Source organism: Kribbella sp. NBC_00662, from assembly GCF_041430295.1.
In the GTDB taxonomy this organism is placed as follows: Bacteria; Actinomycetota; Actinomycetes; order Propionibacteriales; family Kribbellaceae; genus Kribbella.
This window is the reverse complement of sequence record NZ_CP109029.1, coordinates 4,445,332-4,465,994: the sequence shown is the minus strand read 5'-3', so window position 1 is coordinate 4,465,994 and position 20,663 is coordinate 4,445,332. Positions and strand designations below refer to the sequence as shown.

General features: G+C 68.4%; 20 protein-coding genes. 8 read left to right on the top strand and 12 right to left on the bottom strand.

From position 1 onward, the window contains the following. The first annotated feature begins 176 nt into the window (after positions 1-176). Positions 177-707, top strand: coding sequence for a hypothetical protein (locus OHA10_RS22460; RefSeq protein WP_371400725.1), 531 nt, complete (start codon positions 177-179; stop codon positions 705-707). Here the strand turns inward: OHA10_RS22460 and OHA10_RS22455 are convergent. Then, positions 698-1,669, bottom strand: a complete 972-nt coding sequence (locus OHA10_RS22455) for a helix-turn-helix transcriptional regulator (protein WP_371400724.1) — start codon at positions 1,667-1,669, stop codon at positions 698-700. The genes OHA10_RS22460 and OHA10_RS22455 overlap by 10 nt on opposite strands. A 54-nt stretch (positions 1,670-1,723) precedes the next feature. Between OHA10_RS22455 and OHA10_RS22450 the strand changes: the two genes are divergently transcribed. Next, entirely contained in the window at positions 1,724-2,293 is a 570-nt protein-coding gene (locus OHA10_RS22450) for a TIGR03086 family metal-binding protein (protein WP_371400723.1), read from the top strand. Here OHA10_RS22450 and OHA10_RS22445 read toward each other — a convergent pair. Genes OHA10_RS22445 through OHA10_RS22435 form a run of 3 tightly spaced genes read right to left on the bottom strand, consistent with a single transcriptional unit; the run spans position 2,290 to position 5,421 of the window. Then, complete coding sequence (locus OHA10_RS22445) at positions 2,290-3,042, bottom strand: SDR family oxidoreductase (protein ID WP_371400722.1); 753 nt, start codon at positions 3,040-3,042, stop codon at positions 2,290-2,292. The two genes, OHA10_RS22450 and OHA10_RS22445, sit on opposite strands and share 4 nt — an antisense overlap. Further along, positions 3,042-4,262, bottom strand: a complete 1,221-nt coding sequence (locus OHA10_RS22440; protein ID WP_371400721.1) for an acetyl-CoA C-acetyltransferase — start codon at positions 4,260-4,262, stop codon at positions 3,042-3,044. The genes OHA10_RS22445 and OHA10_RS22440 overlap by 1 nt, the downstream gene beginning before the upstream one ends. 13 nt (positions 4,263-4,275) lie before the next feature. Further along, positions 4,276-5,421 carry an acyl-CoA dehydrogenase family protein gene (locus OHA10_RS22435; protein ID WP_371400720.1) on the bottom strand — a complete coding sequence of 382 codons (1,146 nt, stop codon included), beginning with the start codon at positions 5,419-5,421 and terminating at the stop codon, positions 4,276-4,278. Between the two features lie 73 nt (positions 5,422-5,494). Between OHA10_RS22435 and OHA10_RS22430 the strand changes: the two genes are divergently transcribed. Further along, complete coding sequence (locus OHA10_RS22430; RefSeq protein ID WP_371400719.1) at positions 5,495-6,094, top strand: TetR/AcrR family transcriptional regulator; 600 nt, start codon at positions 5,495-5,497, stop codon at positions 6,092-6,094. A 46-nt stretch (positions 6,095-6,140) separates the two neighbouring features. Here OHA10_RS22430 and OHA10_RS22425 read toward each other — a convergent pair whose 3' ends face one another. Beyond that, positions 6,141-6,710 (bottom strand): YceI family protein, encoded by a 570-nt coding sequence (locus tag OHA10_RS22425; protein ID WP_371400718.1) that lies wholly within the window; start codon positions 6,708-6,710, stop codon positions 6,141-6,143. A gap of 143 nt (positions 6,711-6,853) precedes the next feature. Here OHA10_RS22425 and OHA10_RS22420 point away from each other — a divergent pair, with 143 nt between their 5' ends. Beyond that, a complete protein-coding gene (locus OHA10_RS22420) occupies positions 6,854-7,312 on the top strand; it encodes a MarR family winged helix-turn-helix transcriptional regulator (protein WP_371407978.1) in 459 nt (152 codons plus the stop codon). Here OHA10_RS22420 and OHA10_RS22415 read toward each other — a convergent pair whose 3' ends face one another. Beyond that, a complete protein-coding gene (locus tag OHA10_RS22415; protein WP_371400717.1) occupies positions 7,313-8,680 on the bottom strand; it encodes an FAD-dependent oxidoreductase in 1,368 nt (455 codons plus the stop codon). Between the two features lie 83 nt (positions 8,681-8,763). Between OHA10_RS22415 and OHA10_RS22410 the strand changes: the two genes are divergently transcribed. Beyond that, positions 8,764-9,204 (top strand): MarR family winged helix-turn-helix transcriptional regulator, encoded by a 441-nt coding sequence (locus tag OHA10_RS22410; protein ID WP_371400716.1) that lies wholly within the window; start codon positions 8,764-8,766, stop codon positions 9,202-9,204. Between the two features lie 41 nt (positions 9,205-9,245). After that, positions 9,246-10,118, top strand: a complete 873-nt coding sequence (locus OHA10_RS22405; RefSeq protein ID WP_371400715.1) for an aminoglycoside phosphotransferase family protein — start codon at positions 9,246-9,248, stop codon at positions 10,116-10,118. Here the strand turns inward: OHA10_RS22405 and OHA10_RS22400 are convergent. The 4 genes from OHA10_RS22400 to ettA form a co-directional block, all read right to left on the bottom strand. Beyond that, positions 10,102-10,722 (bottom strand): dihydrofolate reductase family protein, encoded by a 621-nt coding sequence (locus OHA10_RS22400; protein WP_371400714.1) that lies wholly within the window; start codon positions 10,720-10,722, stop codon positions 10,102-10,104. The genes OHA10_RS22405 and OHA10_RS22400 overlap by 17 nt on opposite strands. Further along, positions 10,719-11,195 carry an SRPBCC domain-containing protein gene (locus OHA10_RS22395; RefSeq protein ID WP_371400713.1) on the bottom strand — a complete coding sequence of 159 codons (477 nt, stop codon included), beginning with the start codon at positions 11,193-11,195 and terminating at the stop codon, positions 10,719-10,721. Before OHA10_RS22395 ends, OHA10_RS22400 begins: the two co-directional genes overlap by 4 nt. Beyond that, the gene (locus OHA10_RS22390) at positions 11,192-11,530 is read right to left on the bottom strand and encodes a helix-turn-helix transcriptional regulator (RefSeq protein ID WP_134096904.1); all 339 of its coding nucleotides are present in this window, start codon (positions 11,528-11,530) and stop codon (positions 11,192-11,194) included. Before OHA10_RS22390 ends, OHA10_RS22395 begins: the two co-directional genes overlap by 4 nt. 104 nt (positions 11,531-11,634) lie before the next feature. Next, a complete protein-coding gene (ettA, locus tag OHA10_RS22385; protein WP_371400712.1) occupies positions 11,635-13,317 on the bottom strand; it encodes an energy-dependent translational throttle protein EttA in 1,683 nt (560 codons plus the stop codon). A gap of 112 nt (positions 13,318-13,429) precedes the next feature. Between ettA and OHA10_RS22380 the strand changes: the two genes are divergently transcribed. Then, a complete protein-coding gene (locus tag OHA10_RS22380) occupies positions 13,430-13,924 on the top strand; it encodes a single-stranded DNA-binding protein (RefSeq protein ID WP_371400711.1) in 495 nt (164 codons plus the stop codon). 81 nt (positions 13,925-14,005) lie between these two features. Beyond that, positions 14,006-14,623 carry an SRPBCC family protein gene (locus OHA10_RS22375; RefSeq protein ID WP_371400710.1) on the top strand — a complete coding sequence of 206 codons (618 nt, stop codon included), beginning with the start codon at positions 14,006-14,008 and terminating at the stop codon, positions 14,621-14,623. Between the two features lie 77 nt (positions 14,624-14,700). Here OHA10_RS22375 and OHA10_RS22370 read toward each other — a convergent pair whose 3' ends face one another. Next, positions 14,701-16,380 carry a GTPase gene (locus OHA10_RS22370; RefSeq protein WP_371400709.1) on the bottom strand — a complete coding sequence of 560 codons (1,680 nt, stop codon included), beginning with the start codon at positions 16,378-16,380 and terminating at the stop codon, positions 14,701-14,703. Continuing rightward, entirely contained in the window at positions 16,377-20,588 is a 4,212-nt protein-coding gene (locus OHA10_RS22365; protein WP_371400708.1) for an AAA family ATPase, read from the bottom strand. The genes OHA10_RS22370 and OHA10_RS22365 overlap by 4 nt, the downstream gene beginning before the upstream one ends. Positions 20,589-20,663: the final 75 nt, after the last annotated feature.

Here is a 20,663-nt window from a genome sequence, read left to right as displayed (position 1 = left end):
CGAGAGTCTCGTGATTCGGCCGTGTAGCGGAGTCGTACTAGAGTGACGCGGTGCTGTCGGACTGATCGCCCCGACCGCCGGAAGTGCCATCGTGGTTGCACGCGACGGGGTCACCGGCGGCGGGGCGTCCGCATTTACGCTTGACCGCATTCGGATGTCAGGCATAAGCAACAGTCATGCAGATTACCGACGGCGCCTCGGCGGCCCGGACCTTCGCCGAACTGATGGTCTCCGACGGCCCCCGGCCCGAGTACGCCGACGCGTTCCGGCCGTTCGCCCCGCTGATCGGCAGCTGGGATCTCGACGTCGCCTGGTACGACGAGACCGGCGCCGTGACGCGACAGACCAAGGGTGAATGGCATTTCGCCTGGGTGCTCGACGGTCGCGCGGTCGCGGACATCTGGATCACCCCGAGCCGTGCGGCCCGCGCCACCGACGGCGACGGCGAGTGGGGTCTGTCGATGCGCATCTTCGATCCGGACCTGCAGGCGTTCCGTTCGACCTGGATGGGTCCGAAGGCCGCGTCCGTGATGCCGTTCATCGCGCACGCGACCGCGGACACCATCACGCTGGAGTCGCAGAGCGCGAAGACCCGCTGGGAGTTCACCGGCATCACCGAGACCGGCTTCCGCTGGCGCAACGAGGATGAAGATGCCGACGGCAACATCATCCTGCGGCAGACCTTCGTCGCGACCCGTCAGCGGTAGGTCGCGACCGCTGCCTCGGCCAGCTGCAGCATCCGCGCCCGCAGGTCCGCCGGCTCCAGCACCTCCAGATCACCGGCGAACCCGAGCAGCACGCCGCACGCCGCCTCCTGCACCCGGAAGTGCATCCGCAGATGCGGCCACTCGTCATCCGTCGGCACGTCGCGCGCCACCTCACCCTTGGCAAGCATCGGAGTGGCGATCCGCCGGATCAGCTCGACCCGCTCCGGCCGCACCCGGACGAGTACGTCGACACCGACCGGCAGGTGCCGTTCGAGCCCCGACCGCAGCCGTTCCCACTCCGCCCGTACGTCGAGCCCGTCGGGCCGATCCGCCAGCTCCTCGAGGACGTCTACCTGCTCCACACGCGACACCCGGTACATCCGCGCGGCCCCACGATGCGCCGCCACCAGGTACCAGCGTCCGGCTTGCTCCACGAGCCCCCACGGATCGACCGTACGGCGCTGCACGCCCTCGCTGGCCGACGCGTAGCGAAGGCGGACTCGTCGACGCTTGACCACGGCCTGTCGCAGTACCGGCAAGGCACCGGTGTCCTCGGCCTCGGCGAACCACCGCCGTCGGTCGACCACGATCGCACCGGACAACGCGTCCGCGTCCCCCTGCAACTCCACCGGCAACGTCGCAGACAACTTCCCCATCGCCGAGTGCAGTGCGTCCTGCAGCCCGAGCTCCTCCGACAGCGCGGCTCGCCCCGACCAGGCGAATAGCGCCTGCGCCTCCCGCGGCGTCAACTCACTGACGTCGGCCCGGTATCCGGGCAGCAGCACACAGCCGCCGTTGCGTCCACGCTCGCTGTAGACGGGTACGCCGGCCGCCGACAACGCCTCCATGTCGCGCATGACGGTTCGCGTCGACACCTCCAGCCGCTCGGCGAGGTCGCGCGCACTCAGCCGCTCATGCCGCTGCAGCAACAGGATGATCTGCAACAACCGGTCTGCTCGCACGACTTCAGAATATGGGACAGAAGATGTCGTATATACCCCGCGAAGCTGTTTGCCATGAACAACAACGATCCTCGCCCATTGTTCGTCCGGGCCCTCGACCAGGCGCAGCAGCTCGTCGACACCACCGGCCCCGACAACCTCGACCTACCGACGCCATGCGACGAGTACGACGTCAGCACGCTGCTCGGGCACCTGCTGACCGTCATCGCGCGGATCGACCTCGCCCTCCGCGGCGGCGACCCGCTGACGATCCCGGTCGTCACGACCGGCGTCGACGACGTACCGGCTGCCTGGAAGGAACGGCGGGTGTCGCTCGACGACACGCTCGCGGACGACGCCGTACTCGGACGTATCTGCAAGCTGCCGTGGGGAACGTTCCCCGGCGCGGCCGCCATCGGCGCCTACACCGGCGAGCTCGCAACCCATGCATGGGATCTGGCGAAGGCAACCGGCCGTCTCGACCAGCTCGACCAGGACCTGGCGGCACAGGTGCTGCCGATGGTCCGCCGCTTCGTCCCGGCCGAGGGACGTGGCGGCCACATCCCGTTCGCCGCCGTCGTACCGGTGGCCGACGACGCCGCGCCGTACGACCAGCTGGCCGGCTGGCAGGGCCGTCAGCCCTAGACGATCCCGCCGTTCAGCGTCAGACCGCCGTCGATCGTGATGGTCTGGCCGGTGATCCACGACGCCTCGTCGGACAACAGGAACCACACCAGCGAGGCGACGTCCTCCGGCCGGCCCAGCCGGCCCAACGGGTACGTCGAAGCGACCTTCTCCTCACGTCCTTCGTAGAGGGCTCCGGCGAACTTGGTCTTGACCACCGCCGGAGCCACGGCGTTGACCCGGATCTCCGGAGCCAGCTCGACGGCCAGCTCCTGGGTGACCCGGGACAGCATCGCCTTGGTCGCGCCGTACCACCCGATGCCGGGTGACGGACCGAGACCGGCTACCGAGGACAGGTTGACCACGGCTCCACCATGGGCACGCATCCACGCGTCCCGGCAGGCCCTGACCCACGAGATCGCGGCGAGCACGTTGGTGTCGACCATCTTCGCCGCGACACCCTGGTCGACGTCGAGCAGTTTCCCGTAGATCGGATTGATGCCGGCGTTGTTCACCAGCAGGTCCACCGACCCGTAGGTCGCGACCGCCGCGGCAACCACCGCGCCGCGATGGGCGGGATCGGCTGCGTTACCCGCGATCGCCAGCGCGTGCTGACGGCCGCCCAGCAACTTCACGGCGTCGTCGAGCGTCTCCTGGGTGCGACCAGTGATGACGACCCGCGCGCCGTCGGCCACGAGCCGCTGTGCGACCGCCAGCCCGATCCCGCGAGAGGCTCCGGTGACGATCGCCGTACGGTTCTCCAGCGTCATCAGCTGAGACGCTCGAGCACGACCGCCATACCCTGACCGCCGCCGACGCACATGGTCTCGAGACCGAACTGCTTGTCCTCGAACTGCAGACCGTTCACCAGCGTGGTCATGATCCGCGCACCGGTCGACCCGAACGGGTGGCCGAGTGCGATCGCGCCGCCGTGCACGTTCAGCTTGTCCTCGTCGATCCCGAGCTCGCGCGCCGAACCGATCACCTGCACCGCGAACGCCTCGTTGATCTCGACCAGGTCGATGTCGTTGATGCTCATCCCGGCCCGGGCCAGCGCCTGCTTCGACGCCTCGACCGGACCGAGGCCCATGATCTCCGGTGACAGACCGCTCACCCCGGTCGACACGATCCGCGCGAGCGGGGTCAGGCCGAGCTCACGGGCCTTGGTGTCGCTCATGATCACGACCGCCGCGGCGCCGTCGTTCAACGGGCAGCAGTTGCCGGCCGTGACCGTGCCGTCGGGACGGAACACCGGCTTCAGGCCACTGACGCCTTCGAGCGTGGTCCCCGCCCGCGGGCCGTCGTCCTTGCTCACGACCGTCCCGTCCGGCAGCGTCACCGGGACGATCTCGCGCTCGAAGAACCCGTTGCCGATCGCCTTCTCGGCCAGGTTCTGCGAACGGACGCCGAACACGTCCTGCTCGGCCCGGGTGATCCCGCGCAGCGTCGCGACGTTCTCCGCGGTCTGCCCCATCGCGATGTAGATGTCCGGGATCTGCCCGTCCGCGCGCGGGTCGTGCCAGGTGTCGTTGGTCTCGGCGTACTTCTCGGTCCGCGCGACCGCGTCGGTGAAGACCGGGTTGAACGAACTCGGGTCGCCGACCCCGGCCGAGCCGAAGTTCTTGTACCGCGACACGCACTCGACGCCGGCGCTGACGAAGATGTCGCCCTCACCCGACTTGATCGCGTGGAAAGCCATCCGGGCGGTCTGCGTCGACGACGCGCAGAACCGGTTGACCGTCGTGGCCGGCGTGTTGTCCCAGCCGAGCTGCACCGCGACCCGACGGGCCATGTTGCCGCCGTGCTCGTCGTGCGGCTCCGCGCAACCGAGCGCGAGATCCTCGATCTGGTCCCCGGTCAGCCCGACCTTGTCGACCGCCGCCTTGATCATCTGTACGGCGAGGTCGTCCGGCCGGATCGTGGTCAGCGACCCCTTGTACGCGCGGCCGATCGGCGAGCGCGCCGTGGACACGATGACTGCTTCAGGCATCTCTCTATCCCTTTCAGAGGCCCAGATCTCGGCCGATGAGTTCCTTCATGATCTCGTTCGAGCCGGCCCAGATCTTCGTCACTCGGGCGTCGCGCCAGGCGCGGGCGACCCGGTACTCGTTCATGTACCCGTAGCCGCCGTGCAGCTGGACACACGCGTCCAGGACCTCGTTCTGCACCTGGGCGCTCCACCACTTGGTCTTCGCGGCATCCACCGCGGTCAGCCGGTCCTCGTCGTGCGCGACCACGCCGTTGTCGACGTACGCCTGCGTGACCTCGACCTTCGTGACGAGCTCGGCGATCAGGAACTTGTTGTACTGGAACGAGCCGACGGACTGGCCGAAGGCCTTGCGCTGCTTCACGTACTCGATCGTCTCGTCGAGGATCTGGGTCGCGTGCGCGATGTTCGACACCGCGGCGCCGATCCGCTCCTGGGCCAGCCGCTCCATCATGTGGATGAAACCGCGGTCGAGCTCGCCGAGCACGTTGTCGTCACTGATGAACAGGTCCTCGAAGAACAGCTCCGACGTACCCGACTCGGTCTGGCCGACCTTGTCCAGCTTCCGGCCGCGGGCGAAGCCCTCCATCCCTTCCTCGACCACGAACAGCGTGATGCCCTTCGCGCCCTTCTCCGGGTTGGTGCGGGCCGCGACGATCACCAGGTCGGCCATGTCGCCGTTGGTGATGAAGGTCTTCGAGCCGTTCAGCACCCAGCCGCCGTCGGCCTTCTTCGCGGTCGTCTTCAGCGCGGCGAGGTCGGAACCACCCGACGGCTCGGTCATCCCGATCGCGGCGACGTACTCACCCGAGCAGAACTTCGGCAGCCAGCGCTGCTTCTGCTCCTCGGTGCCGAGGTCGACGAAGTACGGCGCGGCGCAGTCGTAGTGGATGCCGAAGCAGCTCGACAGCGAGGCCGAGACCTTCGACACCTCCTCGGCGAAGACCTGGTTGAAGCGGTAGTCGCCGACGCTCGAACCGCCGTACTCCTCCGGCACGTCGAGCCCGAGGAAACCCTGCTTGCCGGCCTCCAGCCAGGCGGCCCGATCGATCGTCTTCTCTTCGAGGAACTGCTCCATCCGCGGCACCAGCGAGCGGTCGCAGTACTCCTTCGCACTGGCCCGGAATGCGTGGTGGTCCTCGTTGAAGATGACGCGATCCATCTAGGCCTCCCCAATTGTGAGATCTCTGGCTAAGCGCTTGCTTAGCTTCACGCGTTTGGTGCAAGGTGTCAACGTGTCCGCAGTCACGAGTCCCCTGGTCTGGGAGCATGTCCAGCCGGCCGCCGCGCGCCGGCTGCTGACCGGTGCCGTCGACGCCTTCGCCGAGCGCGGCTACCAGGCCACGACGACCCGCGACATCGCGTCCCGCGCCGGAATGAGCCCGGCCGCGCTCTACGTGCACTACCCGTCCAAGGAGCGCCTGCTGTTCGAGATCAGCCTCTACGGCCACAACGCGGCGCTGGAGGTACTGCGCTCCGCCGACGACGGCGCGACCCCCGCGGACCGGCTCCGCGCCCTGGTCTCCGCCTTCACGGCCTGGCACGCCGAGCATCACACGATCGCCCGCGTGGTCCAGTACGAGCTGGCTGCCCTCTCCCCCGAACACCTGGCCGAGGTCGCGACGATCCGCCGCGCAATCTCCCAGCAGATCGAACAGGTCCTCGCGGACGGCGTGGCGGCCGGCGACTTCGCCGTCACCGACCTGCCCGGCACAACCCTCGCCGTACTCTCGCTCTCGATCGACGTGGCCCGCTGGTACACGCCGCACCGCGGTGACCCCGAAGCACTCGGCAAGCTGTACGCCGACCTCGCCCACCGGATGGTCCAGGCGTGACGAAGCCCCGCATCCGTGGCGGATGCGGGGCTTTGGTCGTGGTGCGTCAGGCCTGCAGAGCAGCCTGGACGTCGAGGTGGATGTCCACCTTGTCGCCGATCAGCAGCTTGCCACCCTCGAGCGGGACGTTGAAGTCGATGCCCCACTCCTTGCGGCTGATCGAGGTGGAGGCCTCGAAGCCGATGATGGTCTGGCCGTAGGCGTTCTGGTCGACGCCGAGGAACTCGACGCCGAGCTCGACCGGCTTGGTGACGTTCTTGATGGTCAGCTCGCCGGCGAGGATGTAGTCGTCACCCTCCGGCTTGATCGCGGTGCTGACGAAGGTCATCTTCGGGCTGTTCTCGGCGTCGAAGAAGTCGCCGGACTTCAGGTGCCCGTCGCGCTGCTCGTTCCGGGTGTGCACGGAACCGAGCTCGATGGAGACGTTCGTGCCGGACTCCTCGATGGTGTCCTTGACGGTGATCTCGCCGCTGAACTCCTGGAAGGTGCCGCGGACCTTGGTCATCAGGTGCCGGACGGTGAAGCCGATCTCGGTGTGCGCGGTGTCGATGGCGTACGTACCGGCGACCAGGCCGGGGATGGTGCTGGTCAGGGTGCCGGTGGTGGTGTCGCTCATGGGGTCCTCTCGGGAAGGTGTACGTACTGGTCGGGGGCGACGCAGCCGGGTCTATAGTTAAAACTTCAACCGATGACTACGACAGTAGGCAGTAACGGTTTAAAAGTCAACTACATTCCCGGTACACTGTTCCCGTGACGACGATGGAGACTGGGACTCGGTGGCTCAGCCCCGAGCAGCAGGTGGCGTGGCGTGCGTACCTGCTGGGCACCGCACGCCTGATGGCCAAGCTGGACGACGACCTGCGCCGATTCGGTCTCGGCATCAACGACTACGAGATCCTGGTCCGGCTGTCGGAGTCCCCCGACCGGCGGCTCCGGATGGCGGATCTGGCCGACCGGCTGCACCAGAGCCGGTCGCGCCTGACCCACACGGTCGGCCGCCTCGAGGCGGCGGACCTGGTTCGGCGTACGTCGTGCACGAGCGACAAACGCGGAGTCTGGGCCGAGCTGACCGAGGCCGGATTCTCCCTGCTGGAGCAGGCCGCGCCGGACCACGTCGAGGGCGTCCGGGAGAACCTGGTCGACCTCGCCAGCTCCGAGGACTTCGCCGCGGTCGGCCGCGTGTTCGACGCGGTCTCGGAGCACATCGGTCAGCGCTGATCAGCGGGCCACCGGGCGGGGCGTGATCTCCAAGGTCAGCTCGTCCCGGTCGGCGCCGCGGTAGGCGAGCATCGAGTCGCGCATCCGGCGCTTGACCGGCGGCAGGTGGTTGACGGTCCGCATCGCCGTCCGCATGCCGGCCAACGCAACCCGGCCGACCACGGGCTTGTGCACCGGGTCGGCGGACGTCATCTGCGCCCGCGACTTGATCACGGCGTCGAAGCCGTACTCGATCATCTTCGCCTCGTAGTCATGCACCGCGGCGATCAACTCCCGGCGACCGTCGCGTACGTCCATCAGTGCGCGGCACAGGTTCACCGCATCGCGGAGCGCGGTGTTCGCGCCGACACCGCGGCCCGGCGTCATGGTGTGAATCGCATCACCCAGCAGCGTGACGTTGGTCGTCTTCCACGGCTCAAGCGGGACCGACGTCCAGATGTTCACCGGGAAGCACGTGCCCGGATCGGTCAGCTCGAACAGCCGGCGCAGGTTCGGGTGCCAGCCCGGGGTGGCGTCGAGGGCGACCTTGACGAGCTCCGCGCCGCTCAGCTGCATGATGTTCGCCGGCAGCTTGTCCTTCGTCGCGGACAGACCCCAGTTGATGTAGTCACGCGTGTTGTCGAACTGCAGGCCCGGCCAGCGCCGGATGAGCTCCTCGGTGTTGCCGCCGATCCCGCGCTTCACGTGGCCGTCGCGGTCCCACTGGAACTCCATCACGTGCAGGATGCAGGCGAATCCGCGCGGCGCGGTCACGATCGAGATGCCTTCGAAGACCTTCGGCGGCACCAGCTTCGCGCTCTCCTCGGTGATCGGCAGCTTGCCCGCGATCGCGACGATCCCGGTCTCCTCGGTCCTCGCCTGCGGCAGGTACTGACGCCGCACCCGCGATCCTGACCCGTCAGCGGCGACGAGCAGGTCACCGGTGGCGCTCGTGCCGTCGGCGAAGTACGCCGTGACCTGGTCGCCGTGCTGCTCGAAGTGGGTGAACTCCTTGCCGAACTCGACGACGTCGTCGAGCCCGGTGAGCAGCACCTGGCGAAGCGTCATCCGGCTGATCGACTTCTCACTCTCGACCGGATCCGTCGATGCCGGGATCTCCATCGACAGGACCTCCTTGAAGTCCTCGGTGAGCATGTTGAAGTACTTCGGATCGCGCGCCTTCGTGGCCACGAACGTGTCGTACAGGTCCTTCGGCAGCAGCGCATGCAGCGCGCGACTGCCGTCCGGGTCGATCCCTACCCGGTAACCGTGCAGACCGTCGGTCCGCACCGCGTCCCGCTCGAACACGGTCACGCCGATCCCGGCTCGCTTCAGGCCGTGCGCCAGGGCCAGGCCGCCGGTCCCGCCACCGATCACCAATACCTTCATTTTCTCTCGTCCCTTCAAGTATCTTGATAAACCGAGTATCTTGGAGATCCGAGAGAAATGCAAGCCCTATGCTGAGGCGGACCATGACCAGTACTCGTGAAGAGCTCACCGGCGAGATCCAGCAACGGCTGATCCGATTCATCGCCGAAGTGGTGCTGTACAACCACGCCGTCTCCGCCAAGGTCGGACTCGGCGCGAGCGACTCGCAGTTCATGACGCTGCTGCAGGCATACGGGCCGCTGACACCGCGACAGCTCGCCGAGCACACCGGGCTGACCTCGGGCACCGTCACCGGCGTGATCGACCGGCTCGAGTCCCACGGCTTCGTCACCCGCCGGCCCGACCCCGGCGACCGGCGCAAGGTAGTCGTCACGCCGTCGCTGGAAGCGATCCAGGACAAGCTCGTCCCGCTGTACGCCGACCAGGGCGAACGGATGCACGGCGTACTCGCGAGCCGCAGCATCGAGGAGCTGCAGACGATCTCCGCGTTCCTGAACGACTCGGTCGCTGAAGCCGGCGGCTAAAGCGTTTGAGACTGCCCGACAGCTCCGGAAGGCTTCGCGGCGTGACGGATTTTCACGAAGACGGCCGGGCCGGAATCGACGCCGAGCTGGTACGCCGACTGATCGCGCAGCAGTTCCCGCAGTGGGCCGACCTTCCGGTGACCCCGGTCAAGGTCGACGGCTGGGACAACCGGACGTACCGGCTGGGCACCGATCTGACCGCGCGTCTGCCCACGGCCTCGGCGTACGTGCCGGCCGTGGACAAGGAGCATCGGTGGTTGCCGGTGCTCGCGCCGTACCTGCCGGTCGAGATCCCGACCGCGATTGCCAAGGGCGCCCCGGGCGAGGGCTATCCGCATCCGTGGGCGATCCGGCGCTGGATCGACGGCCGGACCGCATCGACCGAAACCGTGACCGACCTGCCTGCCTTCGCGGAGGCGATCGCGGACTTCATCCACGCTCTGCAGGGCATCGACGCCACCGGCGGACCGCTGGCCGGCGAGCACAGCTTCTATCGCGGCGCCACGCTGCAGCACTACCACGACGAGACGGTCGAGGCTCTCGCCGTACTCAAGGACCGGATCGACGCGGACCTCGCGGGCGAGGTGTGGGACGCCGCTCTGGCGTCGACGTGGGACCGGCCGCCGGTGTGGTTCCACGGCGATATCGCCCAAGGGAACCTGCTCGTGCACGAGGGTCGCCTGTCGGCCGTCATCGACTTCGGTACGTCGGGCGTCGGCGATCCGGCCTGCGATCTGGTGATCGCCTACACGTTCTTCTCCGGCCCGTCCCGCGAGGCTTTCCGCTCGGCGGTCGCCCAGGACGCCGGGATGTGGGCACGTGCCCGCGGCTGGGCGCTCTGGAAGGCCCTGATCACCTCGGACCTGTCGGTGGTGCAGACCGTCCTGGACGACCACGTCACACAAACGCGCTGACGCCTTCGTACTCCCCCACCCGCGCGACGCCGACGGTCTCGTACTCGAGCAACAGCAGCCCGCTCGGCGTCGCATCGTACTTCGTCAGCTTCAGCCCGGCCGTCTCACCTGGCTGGTCGAACAACCGCCTGCCGGCTCCGATGACCGTTGGCGCGACCACCAATCGCACCAGGTCCACCAGCCCGGCCCCAAGGAGCGCATTCCCCAACCGCGCACTCCCGTGCACCTGCAGCTCACGACCCGGCCGGGCCTTCAGCTCTTCAACGCCTTCGAAGTCGCTCAGCACAGTCGTCGGCTGCCACTCACCTTCGCTCAGCGTCCGACTCACGACGTACTTCGGCAGCGAGTTCATCCTGTGCGTGAAGGGATCATCCGGGTCGGTGATCTGCGGCCAGTCCCGGGCGAACGCCTCATAGGTCCGCCGCCCCAGCAGCAACCCGTCTGCTCGCTCCAACCAGTCAGACGTCTGCTGGACGAACGCCTGGTCGATGAACGGCACCAACCACCCACCGCGCGTGAACCCGTCACTGGTGTCTTCGGTCGGCGACCCCGGCCCCTGGCTCACCCCGTCCAGCGTGACGAACTCCGTCAGCACGAGCTTCATCGGTTCTCCCTCTCGGCAAGCGTCGCCAACTGCTTCGTGACCGTGCCCCACCCGTCTGCGAACCCCAACTCCTCGTGCTGCGCCCGGGCGGCCGATGTCCCGTGGCGCACGATGATGCGGTAGTCCGTGCCGTCGGGATGCTCCGCGAGAATCACCTCTGCCGTCATCAGGAACGGCTCCGGACTGGCGGGACGCCAACTGCTGTCGATCGCATTGGTGAACACCAGCCGCTCGATCTCCTCGACCACGAGGAAACTCGCATCGAGATGCGGTACGAACTGCGTCCCGTCCTCGCTCAACTGCGTCACCATCGCGCCGCCCGGACGAACCTCGAGCCGCTCGACCCGGCACACCGCCGGCGCCGGCACCCACCACTGCGCGAACTTCGCGGGATCGGTCCAGGCGTTCCAGACGGTCGCCCGCGGCGCTCGGATCACCCGCTCGACGGTCAGATCCAGCTCGGGATCAATCATGACTCTTCCTCCTGGGATTCCGTGACGAGGCGTTCCAGCCGATCGGTGCGATCGGTCCAGATCCGGCGCTGCTCGGCGAGCCAGTCGTCGACGAGCGCCAGCCGCTCGCGATTCAGCACACAGGTCCGCACCCGACCGACCTTGACCGTGCGGATCAGCCCGTTCGACTCGAGCGTCCGGACGTGCTTCATGAACGACGGCAGCGTGATCGGGAAGTCGGCCGCGAGCTCCCCCACACTGGTCGGCCCACGCCCGAGCCGCCGGATCACACTGCGCCGGGTCGGATCAGCGAGCGCGACGAACACACCGTCCACGTCAGCCGAATACTGTGCCATGAGGCTAAGTATTGCCATCGTTTGATACTTAGCGCAAGGGCTAACTATCGACAAGCACGAAGGACCCCGCCTCCGATTGGGAAGCGGGGTCCTTCGACGGTTGCTCAGTCGCGGGTGAGCTTACGGTGGGTGACGCGGTGCGGGCGAGCCGCCTCCGGGCCGAGCCGCTCGACCTTGTTCGCCTCGTACGACGCGAAGTTGCCCTCGAACCAGAACCACTTGGCCGGGTCGTCGTCGGTGCCTTCCCAGGCGAGGATGTGGGTCGCCACGCGGTCCAGGAACCACCGGTCGTGGGACACGACCACCGCACAGCCCGGGAACTCCAGCAGCGCATCCTCCAGCGACTGCAGGGTCTCGACGTCCAGGTCGTTGGTCGGCTCGTCGAGCAGCAGCAGGTTGCCGCCCATCTTCAGCGTCAGCGCCAGGTTCAGCCGGTTCCGCTCACCACCGGACAGGACGCCGGTCGGCTTCTGCTGGTCCGGGCCCTTGAAGCCGAACGACGCGACGTACGCGCGGCTCGGCATCTCGAAGTGCGCGACCTTGATGAAGTCGAGCTCGTCGGACACCTGCTGCCAGACCGTCTTCTTCGGGTCCAGGCCCCCGCGCGACTGGTCGACGTACGAGATCTTGACCGTCTCGCCCAGCTTCAGGCTGCCGGCGTCCGGCTGCTCCTCGCCGACGATCATCCGGAACAGCGTCGACTTGCCGACGCCGTTCGGACCGACGATGCCGACGATGCCGGCGCGAGGGAGGCTGAAGCTCAGGCCGTCGATCAGCTTGCGGTCACCGAAGCCCTTCTCCAGCTTGCTGACCTCGAGCACCGTGCTGCCCAGACGCGGACCCGGCGGGATGTTGATCTCGTCGATGTCCAGCTTCTTGGCGCGCTCGGCCTCGGCGGCCAGCTCCTCGTACCGCTGCAGACGGGCCTTGCTCTTGGACTGCCGGCCCTTCGCGTTCGACCGGACCCACTCGAGCTCGCGCTCCAGGATCTTCTGCCGCTTCGCGTCCTTCTGACCCTCGACGACCAGACGCGCCTTCTTGGTCTCCAGGTACTTCGAGTAGTTGCCCTCGTAGCCGTACGTCCGGCCGCGGTCGAGCTCGAGGATCCACTCGGCCACGTTGTCCAGGAAGTACCGGTCGTGGGTGATCGCCATGACGGCACCCGGGTACTTCTGCAGGTGCTGCTCCAGCCACTGCACGGACTCGGCGTCCAGATGGTTGGTGGGCTCGTCGAGCAGCAGGAGATCGGGCTGCTGCAGCAGGAGCTTGCACAGCGCGACCCGGCGACGCTCACCACCGGAGAGCTTGTCGACGATCGCATCCGGCGGCGGACAACGCAGCGCGTCCATCGCCTGCTCCAGCTGGGCGTCGATGTCCCAGGCGTTGCGGTGGTCGAGCTCGGTCTGCAGGTCACCCATCTCGGCCAGCAGCGTGTCGTAGTCGGCGTCCGGGTCGGCCAGCTCGGCGGAGATCTCGTTGAAGCGGTCGAGCTTCTGCTTGGTGTCGCCGACCCCTTCCTGCACGTTCTCCAGCACGGTCTTGCCCTCGGTCAACGGAGGCTCCTGCAGCAGGATCCCGACCGTCGCCCCTTCCGCCAGCCGCGCCTCGCCGTTGGAGGGCTGGTCGAGCCCCGCCATGATCTTGAACAGCGAGGACTTACCGGTGCCGTTGGGCCCGACCACGCCGATCTTCGCGCCGGTGAGGAAGTTCAAGGTGACGTTGTCGAGAACGACCTTGTCACCGTGCGCCTTCCGGACGTTGCGAAGCGTGTAGATGAATTCCGCCATACGTAGAGCCTATGTGCTTTCTCCACAGGCACGAATTCGGGCGTCTCACCACGCCGCGAACGGTGCATCTTCTCTGCCGACAGGCAACCCGCACCGAAGGGACGGCAACGCGATGAGCGTCGGCGACACGTACGTGACAGTTCAGGGCTGGGTCGGCAGCGGCCCCGACTTCAAGGAGGTCGGGCAGCAACCGCACGCCACCTTCCGAGTCGGCTCGACCCCACGCCAGTTCGACAAGACAAGCCAGCGGTTCGTCGACAAACCGACGACCTGGTTCACCGTGGACTGCTGGCGAATCCTGGCGCAGAACGCATTCGAATCGATCCGCACCGGCCAGCCCGTCATCGTCACCGGCCGGCTTCGCACCCACGAGTGGACCAACGAGGCGGGCGAGCAGGTCAGCAGGGTGATCCTCGAAGCGTTCTCCGTCGGCCACGACCTCAGCCGAGGTACGGCGACCTTCACCAAGAACGCTCCTCGCGCCGACGCCGCGTTCGACAGCCCCGCGCTCGCTCCACACCCCGCGCCGGCCGAGACCACTGCGACGCCCTACCCCGCCGACGAGTACCCGGTCGCACCGCTCCCCTTGTCGGCGGAGGCGGCATGATTATCTCACCCTTGACTTATATAAGCGCCGCCCGGCATTCTGAGGTCCACCCCAGCAGCCGAGCAGGAGAGGGAATCACCCGTGATCGACATCCTCGAGCACATCAACGCGGTCCAACGCGAGGTCAGCCGCACCGGCGAGACCGCGACGGTGCTGATGCGCCGCTCGTACCAGGCCGAGCCGGCGGAGGTGTGGGACGCCCTCACGGACCCCGACCGGATGAAGCGATGGTTCATGCCCGTCTCCGGCAACCTCGAGGTCGGCGGCTCCTTCCAGCTGGAGGGCAACGCCGGCGGCGAGATCCTGGAGTGCGAGCCGCCCAAGCGGTTCAAGGTGACCTTTGGTGGCCCCAACAGTCTCCTCGAGCTGCGTTTGCTGCCCGGAGCGCACGCGTCGACCGAGCTGGAGCTCGAGCACTCGATGAGCGAGGCCCCGGCGCCCGGCGGCGCGGGCGCGCTCTGGGTCGGCCCGGGCTGGGACGGCGGTCTGCTCGGCCTCGCGCTCTACGTCACCGGCGAGCTGCCGGCGGACACCGACCCGGCCGAGATGGCCAACTCCGCCGAGGTGATCAGCTACAACGAGCAGTCCGTCCGGGCCTGGATCGAAGCCATCCGCGCCTCCGGCACGACGACGGAGGAGGACCTGACCTCCGCGGCCAAGATCTCGATGTCGCAATACGCTCCCGACGCCGAGCTCTGACCGCGGCTGTCCGCCGGGGCGCGCGTCGACATCTGCGCGCGGCCCGGCGACAGCAGGGCTATCGGGACAGTGAAGACCTAGCCGCGGGCGACAGCCAGGCTGTCGCGGCAGGTCGTGTACGCCGTGAGCTCGTCGCGGGCCGGCGCGACTACGTGGCTGTCGGCAACTTTCTCGAGCTCGGTCCGCAGTGCCTTCTCCACCTGACGGGACCGCCGCAGCGCTCCGTTGGTCGCGAACACCCGGCAGACGAAGGAGAGCGCCAGGCCCAGGACGGCACCACCGACCAGCATGACCCATGCGTACGGGATGCCGTTCCACTCCGGCAGCGGCGGGTGGTTCAGATCAGCGATCCGCGCCACCAGCAACGCGATCAGCCACGCGGCGCCGCCGAGCGTGACCAGGAACAGCAGCCACTGCACGATCCGAGCGAAGCTCCACCAGCTGGGGTTGTCGGTGACACCAAGGTCCGTTCGCGCGACCGCCTGGTCGAGCTCGTCGCCCAGCGACTCCTCGCGCCGCCGGATCGCCGTACGCACCGAATCGGCCCACGGGCGCGACAGCCCCTCCGCGGCCTTGTTCGTGATCGTGCGAACGGCGGCATCCATCCGCGCCCGCTGCACGGGAGTTGCCGCAGGCAACGAAGAGCGCGCGATCGCGACCTCGCTCGATGCCGACTTGCGCAACGCCTTGCCCTGCTCGCGCGACACCTGGTCGCCGTGCAGTCGCCGCAACGGATCCGGACGGAACCGCCCGAGCCACTTGGTCAACGGCCATCCGGTCGCAGCCCGAGCACGCTGCAGGTACGAGCGGCGTACCGCGTCGGCAACCACCGACAGGCCACTGGCATCCGACAGCGCGTCGACGAGTTCGGTGACATCAGCGTCGGCGATCTCGGGTGTCTTCGCGTTGCCGCACTGGCTCGCCATCCGGTCCGCGACCCGATCGACATCGGCGGAGAGGCGCTCGCGCGCGGAACGCTTGTTGCTGACGCGCTTCACCAGCAGGCCGCGCACCTCTTCGAGACCGTCACCACTGACGGCCGACGTCGCAACGACGGCCGGCGACTTGAGACCGTCCGACTTGAGCAGCCGATCCAGGTCGTCGAGGCAGCTCTTCCGCTGTTCCGGCGTCAGCTTGTCGATGTGGTTCAGCGCGAACACCATCACCCCGGAATGCGAGGCGAACGGTTTGATGTACCGGTTGTGCAGTGCCGCATCGGCGTACTTCTGCGGATCCACCACCCACACGAGCATGTCGACCAGCTCGACGAGCCGGTCGACGATCAGGCGGTGCTCGACCTCCGTCGAGTCGTGGTCGGGAAGGTCCAGCAGGACGAGCCCGTCCAGGTCCTCGGAGTGGGCCTCCTCGAGCGAGCTCCGGTGCTGCACCTGGTGCCGGCGCGGGATCCCGAGCCAGCTCAGCACCTCACCGGCCGGCTCGTCACCCCAGACACACGCCAGCGGCATCGAGCTCGTCGGCCGGCGCGTTCCGATCGCGGCCAGGTCGAGCCCGGTCAGCGCGTTGAACAGCGACGACTTACCGGAGCCGGTCGCACCTGCCAGCGCGACGACGGTGAGGTCGCCGGACATGCGCAGTCGCTGCCCGGCCCGCTCGACGATCTGCGTCGCCTCGGTGAGCACCACCGGGTCGAGCCGGCCGTCGCCGGCCTTCGCGGCCGCCTCGATGGCGTCGATCTTCTTCAGGACATCGGTTTCGCCCCGCACCGGGGTCTCGACCGTATCCACTGTTTCCGTCACGTGCAGTCCTCCACCGCGCGCGCGGCCTCCGTCAGTAGCCTGGCCGTCTCGGCGTCGACCGGATGCTGGTCAAGGACAGCCAGATAGCGGGCGAATTCGGCATCCATCAGTGCATGAACCTTACCGTCAAGGTCCTCACGCGCCTTGTCGACCATGCCCTGAACTGCCTTGTCGCCGAAAACCGCTTCCAGCAGCCGCTGGCCGACAACCGCGCTGCTCGCGCCGACGCTCGCCTCGGCGCCCTTCGGGATGCCGGTTTCGCGGGCGAAAACCACCACCATCAGCGAAAGGCCGAGACCATTCACGCCGTACTCCAGGATGCGGGCCGTCGACTTCTTGGCGCCACCTTCCTTACGGATCACGTCGAGCACGAAGGCCTGCCACTCCCGGACCGCACGCGCCGCAGCATCCGGGAACTTCGGCGACAACGCGCCGAGCGAGCTGTCGGTGTCCTCCTCGGCAAGCTGAGCATCTCCCGCGGCCAGCAGTTGGCGACCGGGGGCAGTTGCCTGCCACGCTTTCTCGGCGCGTTCCGCGGCGGCAGTCGCGTGTTCGCGCAGCAGCGACTCCAAGCCGGACTGGATCGCGTCGCTGACGTCGCGCGTTTCCGCCGGCTTGTTGCCGAGCGAAGTCTTCAGCCGATCGCGCAGGCGGCCCGCATTGGACTGCAACCCCTTGAGAAGTTCGCCAGTGCCGACGAACTCCTGCCAACGCGCCAGCACCTCGCCACGCAGCAGCGTGCCGTCCTGGCTTGCCTTGGCGATGTCCTTCACACCCTGGTCGTAGGCCGACTCGACCGACGACCGCAGCTCGATCGCAGTGTCCGCCTGCGCCTTGACGGCCTCCGCGAACGGCGCCGCCTTCTTCACCATCGCGCTGACGGCGCCCTGCAGGGTGCGGCGGACCACTCCCGCGCGCGCCTCCGCGTCGGCGGCCAGGTCGACCAGCCAGTCCTTGATCGAGGCAACCGTAGGCTGCGGGAGCATTCCGTTGCCGTCGACAACGGTCTCTTGAATGGAGAACAGCGGCGAGTCGCCGAGACCGCGCTCGAGCAGCATCTGCGCGAGGTGCCCGGTGATGTCGTCGATCGTCTCGCTCGGAGCCCGGTCGAGCACGACCGCGACCGCAGTACTGCGATCCGACGCGCTCTGCAGGAACTCCCATGGGACGGCGTCGGAGTATCGCGCCGCGGTGGTGACGAACAGCCAGAGGTCGGCGGCCGCGAGCAGCTGCGTCGCCAGGTCGCGGTTCGCCTCGACGACGGAGTCGATGTCGGGCGCATCCAGGATCGCGAGCCCCCGCGGAACGGTGTCAGCGGCAACCAACCGCAGCTGCCCCGCATCTTCCATGCCACCCGGCTCGTCCGAACTCGTCCGCGCCATCCCCGGCAGCACCCGGTCACCCACGAACCAGTCCGCGTCCGCCGGGTGATGAATCAGCACCGGCGACCGGGTAGTCGGCCGCAACACACCCGGCTCGCTAACTACCTTGCCGATAACCGTATTGACCAGCGTCGACTTCCCGGCTCCCGTCGACCCACCAACCACCGCGAGCACCGGCGCCTCGAGCTGCACCAGCCGAGGCAGCAGGTAGTCATCCAGCTGATCCAGCATCGCCTTCTGCTGCTGCCGAGCCTCGTCGGCCCCCACAACCTCCAGCGGCAACCGACTCCCAGCCAGCACACCCCGCAACTTCATCAACGCAGTAATCAAAGCCATAGCAGCCTGCTCAGCCACCAACCGCTCCGCCAACTGCGCCGCAGTCAACTCCTCTTCCTCGTCACCGCCGCCCTCAGCCGCGTCGCCATCCCCACCCGCTACGCCGGCACCACCCTCAGCCGAGCCGGCATCCGCCGCGTCAGCACCATCCGCCGTGCCGTCACCAGCCTGATCCCCGGACCCACCTGCAGCGGCACCATCTACGCCGTCAGCACCATCCACCGCGCCCTCAGCGGCCTCGCCCGCCGACTCACCCGCAGCGGCACCACCTACCGCGTCAGCGCCGCCGCCGTCCGCAGCCTCACCAGCAGACTCATCCGCAGCAACCGACCCCGCGCCCTCGCCATCACCTGGGGCAGCGTCGCCCGCACCATCAGCCGCGTCCACACCCGACTCATCGGACGCGCCGTCGACCACCGCGTCGTCCGCAGCCTGATCACCGGCCTCAGCAGCCGACTCACCAGCAGCGGCACCTTGTCCCGCGTCAGCGCCATCCACCGCACCGCCAGCGGCCTCGTCTGAAGCGGCACCATCTGCCGCCCCGGCGTCGTCGCCGTCCGCAGCCTCACCAACGGCCTGATCCGCGGCAACCGAGCCCGCGTCATCCGCCGCATCATCCGCGGCAGCAGGCGCCAGATCATCCGCCGCATCGGCCGACTCGCTCGCCCCGTCGACCTCCGCCTCACGCGCGGCATCCGACATCCCGTCCACGCCGCCGGCAGCATGCCGTCCGGTCGCACGACGAGCACCGTCAGCCGCAGATTCTCCAGCCTCTCCGACCGCCTCATCCGACGCCTCGTCAGCCGCGCTGTCCTCAGCCGCACCAGCTCCAGCGTCGTCCGCAGCACCAGCCTCACCACCGGCCTCGCCCGCGCCGCCGCTCGCGGCCTGGCCGTCAGCATCGTCCGCCGACTCACCCTCTGCGTCGTTCGCCTCGCCCGCACCGTCTTCCGCTGACCCAGCCGCTGCGCCGTCCGCCTCGCCGGTGGCGTCGTTCGTCGATCCGCCTGCGGCGTCATCCGCGAACTCAGGCGTGTCGTCCGCGGGCTCATGCGTGTCGGACGCCTCGTCCGCGGACTCATCTGCAGCCTCATCGGCTGCGGCATCTGCCGTTCCAGCGTCCGGCTGCTCCGCGTGGCCTTCCGCGGCGCTCGGATCGCCTGCTGAGTCGGCTACATCTTCAGTCCCGTCGGAGGCGGCGCCGTCCGCAGCCTCGCCGGCTGCGGAGCCCGTCGACTCCTGCTCGTTCTCTGCCGACCCGTCCGCCGCAGCCCTGGCGGTTTGCTCGGAGGCGTCTCCCGCGCTCTCGTCGGCTGCCGCGTCCGCCGCGTCGGCGTCGCTCGAGTCAGACTGCTCGCTGGCGTCGTCCGCGGCGTCCTGGCCGGCGGATTCGGTGGCTGAGACGTCCTGAGTGGTGTTCTCCGGCTGTTTGGGCAGCCCGATGATGATGTTGCCGTACTCGAGCGGAAAGCCGTCAGGCGACTCGTCCGGCTCATACACAACACCCACCCGCGGCCGCTCCTCAGCAGCCGCATCCAATACGTCGCCACCCGCGCCCAATCCCGCCGCGCCATCTGCACCCTGCGCCGCGCTACCGCCGGCACCCTGGTCGTTGCCTTCACCAGCCCGCGCGGCGCCTTCACCGACCCGCGCGGCGCCTTCACCGACCCGCGTGGCGCCTTCGCCGCCCTGCGCGGTCCCGTGACCGGCAAGCGCGCCGGCGTCGCCCGCCTGTGCGGTTCCGTCGCCCGCCTGTGCGGTTCCGTCGCCGGCCTGTGCGGTGCCCTCGCCAACCGGAGCGGCGCCCTCAGTGGCCTGGGCGCTGGCCCCACCGGCCTCTGCGCTGGCATCGCCGGTGGGCGCGCTGGTCTCACGGGCCTCGTCGCTGACGTCACGGGCCTGGTTGCTGGCGTCACCGACAAGCGCGCCGACGTCGCCCGCCTGTGCGGTGCCCTCAGCGGTCTGGGCGGTGCCTTCGTTGGCCTGCGTGGCGGCGTCAGCTGCTGGCGTCGTTCCGTCAGCGGCTTGCGCGACGGGGTGCTCGGCTGGCGCCGTGTCGGTCGAGGGGGATGATTCGGCCTCCGTCGACGTGCCATCGGCCGGGCCGGTGGTCTCCGCGGTCGCCGACGGGTGATTGTCGTCGGACGGTGCGTCGGTCGACGTACCCGGCTGCTCGGACTCCTCTGCGGGCGTCCCGGCGGCCTTGTCCGCGGCTTCTGCGGGCTGGCCCGGCTCGCGGGCTGCAGTCGTCCCGTCAGGCGTGGCAGGGGCGTCCTGAGTCAGGGTGTCCTGGGAGTCAGGCGTGACTTCGCCGTTGGGCGTCGCGGAAGTGGTGGGCTGGTCGGAGGTCTTTCGGCGGCGGCGGCGCCAGAAGCCTCGGGGCTTGGGGGCGGATTGGGCGATGAGGTTCGCCAGCTCCTGGGCAGGCTGATCCTGGTCCGGAACCCGCGGTTCCGAACCTTCACCAGCTGCTGACCTGGTGTCAGCCACGTCGTCCGTCCACGAGCACAGAGTGCCCGGTCGGACAGCGCAGAAGCAAAGTCATCGTCATCCCCGTTTGGCGGC

Coding starts and splice junctions, on each gene's coding strand:
- ettA (WP_371400712.1), bottom strand. CDS start 13,317: ATGGCGGAATTCATCTACACGCTTCGCAACGTCCGGAAGGCGCACGGT.
- OHA10_RS22450 (WP_371400723.1), top strand. CDS start 1,724: ATGAACAACAACGATCCTCGCCCATTGTTCGTCCGGGCCCTCGACCAG.
- OHA10_RS22410 (WP_371400716.1), top strand. CDS start 8,764: ATGACCAGTACTCGTGAAGAGCTCACCGGCGAGATCCAGCAACGGCTG.
- OHA10_RS22445 (WP_371400722.1), bottom strand. CDS start 3,042: ATGACGCTGGAGAACCGTACGGCGATCGTCACCGGAGCCTCTCGCGGG.
- OHA10_RS22435 (WP_371400720.1), bottom strand. CDS start 5,421: ATGGATCGCGTCATCTTCAACGAGGACCACCACGCATTCCGGGCCAGT.
- OHA10_RS22460 (WP_371400725.1), top strand. CDS start 177: ATGCAGATTACCGACGGCGCCTCGGCGGCCCGGACCTTCGCCGAACTG.
- OHA10_RS22395 (WP_371400713.1), bottom strand. CDS start 11,195: ATGATTGATCCCGAGCTGGATCTGACCGTCGAGCGGGTGATCCGAGCG.
- OHA10_RS22415 (WP_371400717.1), bottom strand. CDS start 8,680: ATGAAGGTATTGGTGATCGGTGGCGGGACCGGCGGCCTGGCCCTGGCG.
- OHA10_RS22440 (WP_371400721.1), bottom strand. CDS start 4,262: ATGCCTGAAGCAGTCATCGTGTCCACGGCGCGCTCGCCGATCGGCCGC.
- OHA10_RS22420 (WP_371407978.1), top strand. CDS start 6,854: ATGGAGACTGGGACTCGGTGGCTCAGCCCCGAGCAGCAGGTGGCGTGG.
- OHA10_RS22400 (WP_371400714.1), bottom strand. CDS start 10,722: ATGAAGCTCGTGCTGACGGAGTTCGTCACGCTGGACGGGGTGAGCCAG.
- OHA10_RS22425 (WP_371400718.1), bottom strand. CDS start 6,710: ATGAGCGACACCACCACCGGCACCCTGACCAGCACCATCCCCGGCCTG.
- OHA10_RS22390 (WP_134096904.1), bottom strand. CDS start 11,530: ATGGCACAGTATTCGGCTGACGTGGACGGTGTGTTCGTCGCGCTCGCT.
- OHA10_RS22380 (WP_371400711.1), top strand. CDS start 13,430: ATGAGCGTCGGCGACACGTACGTGACAGTTCAGGGCTGGGTCGGCAGC.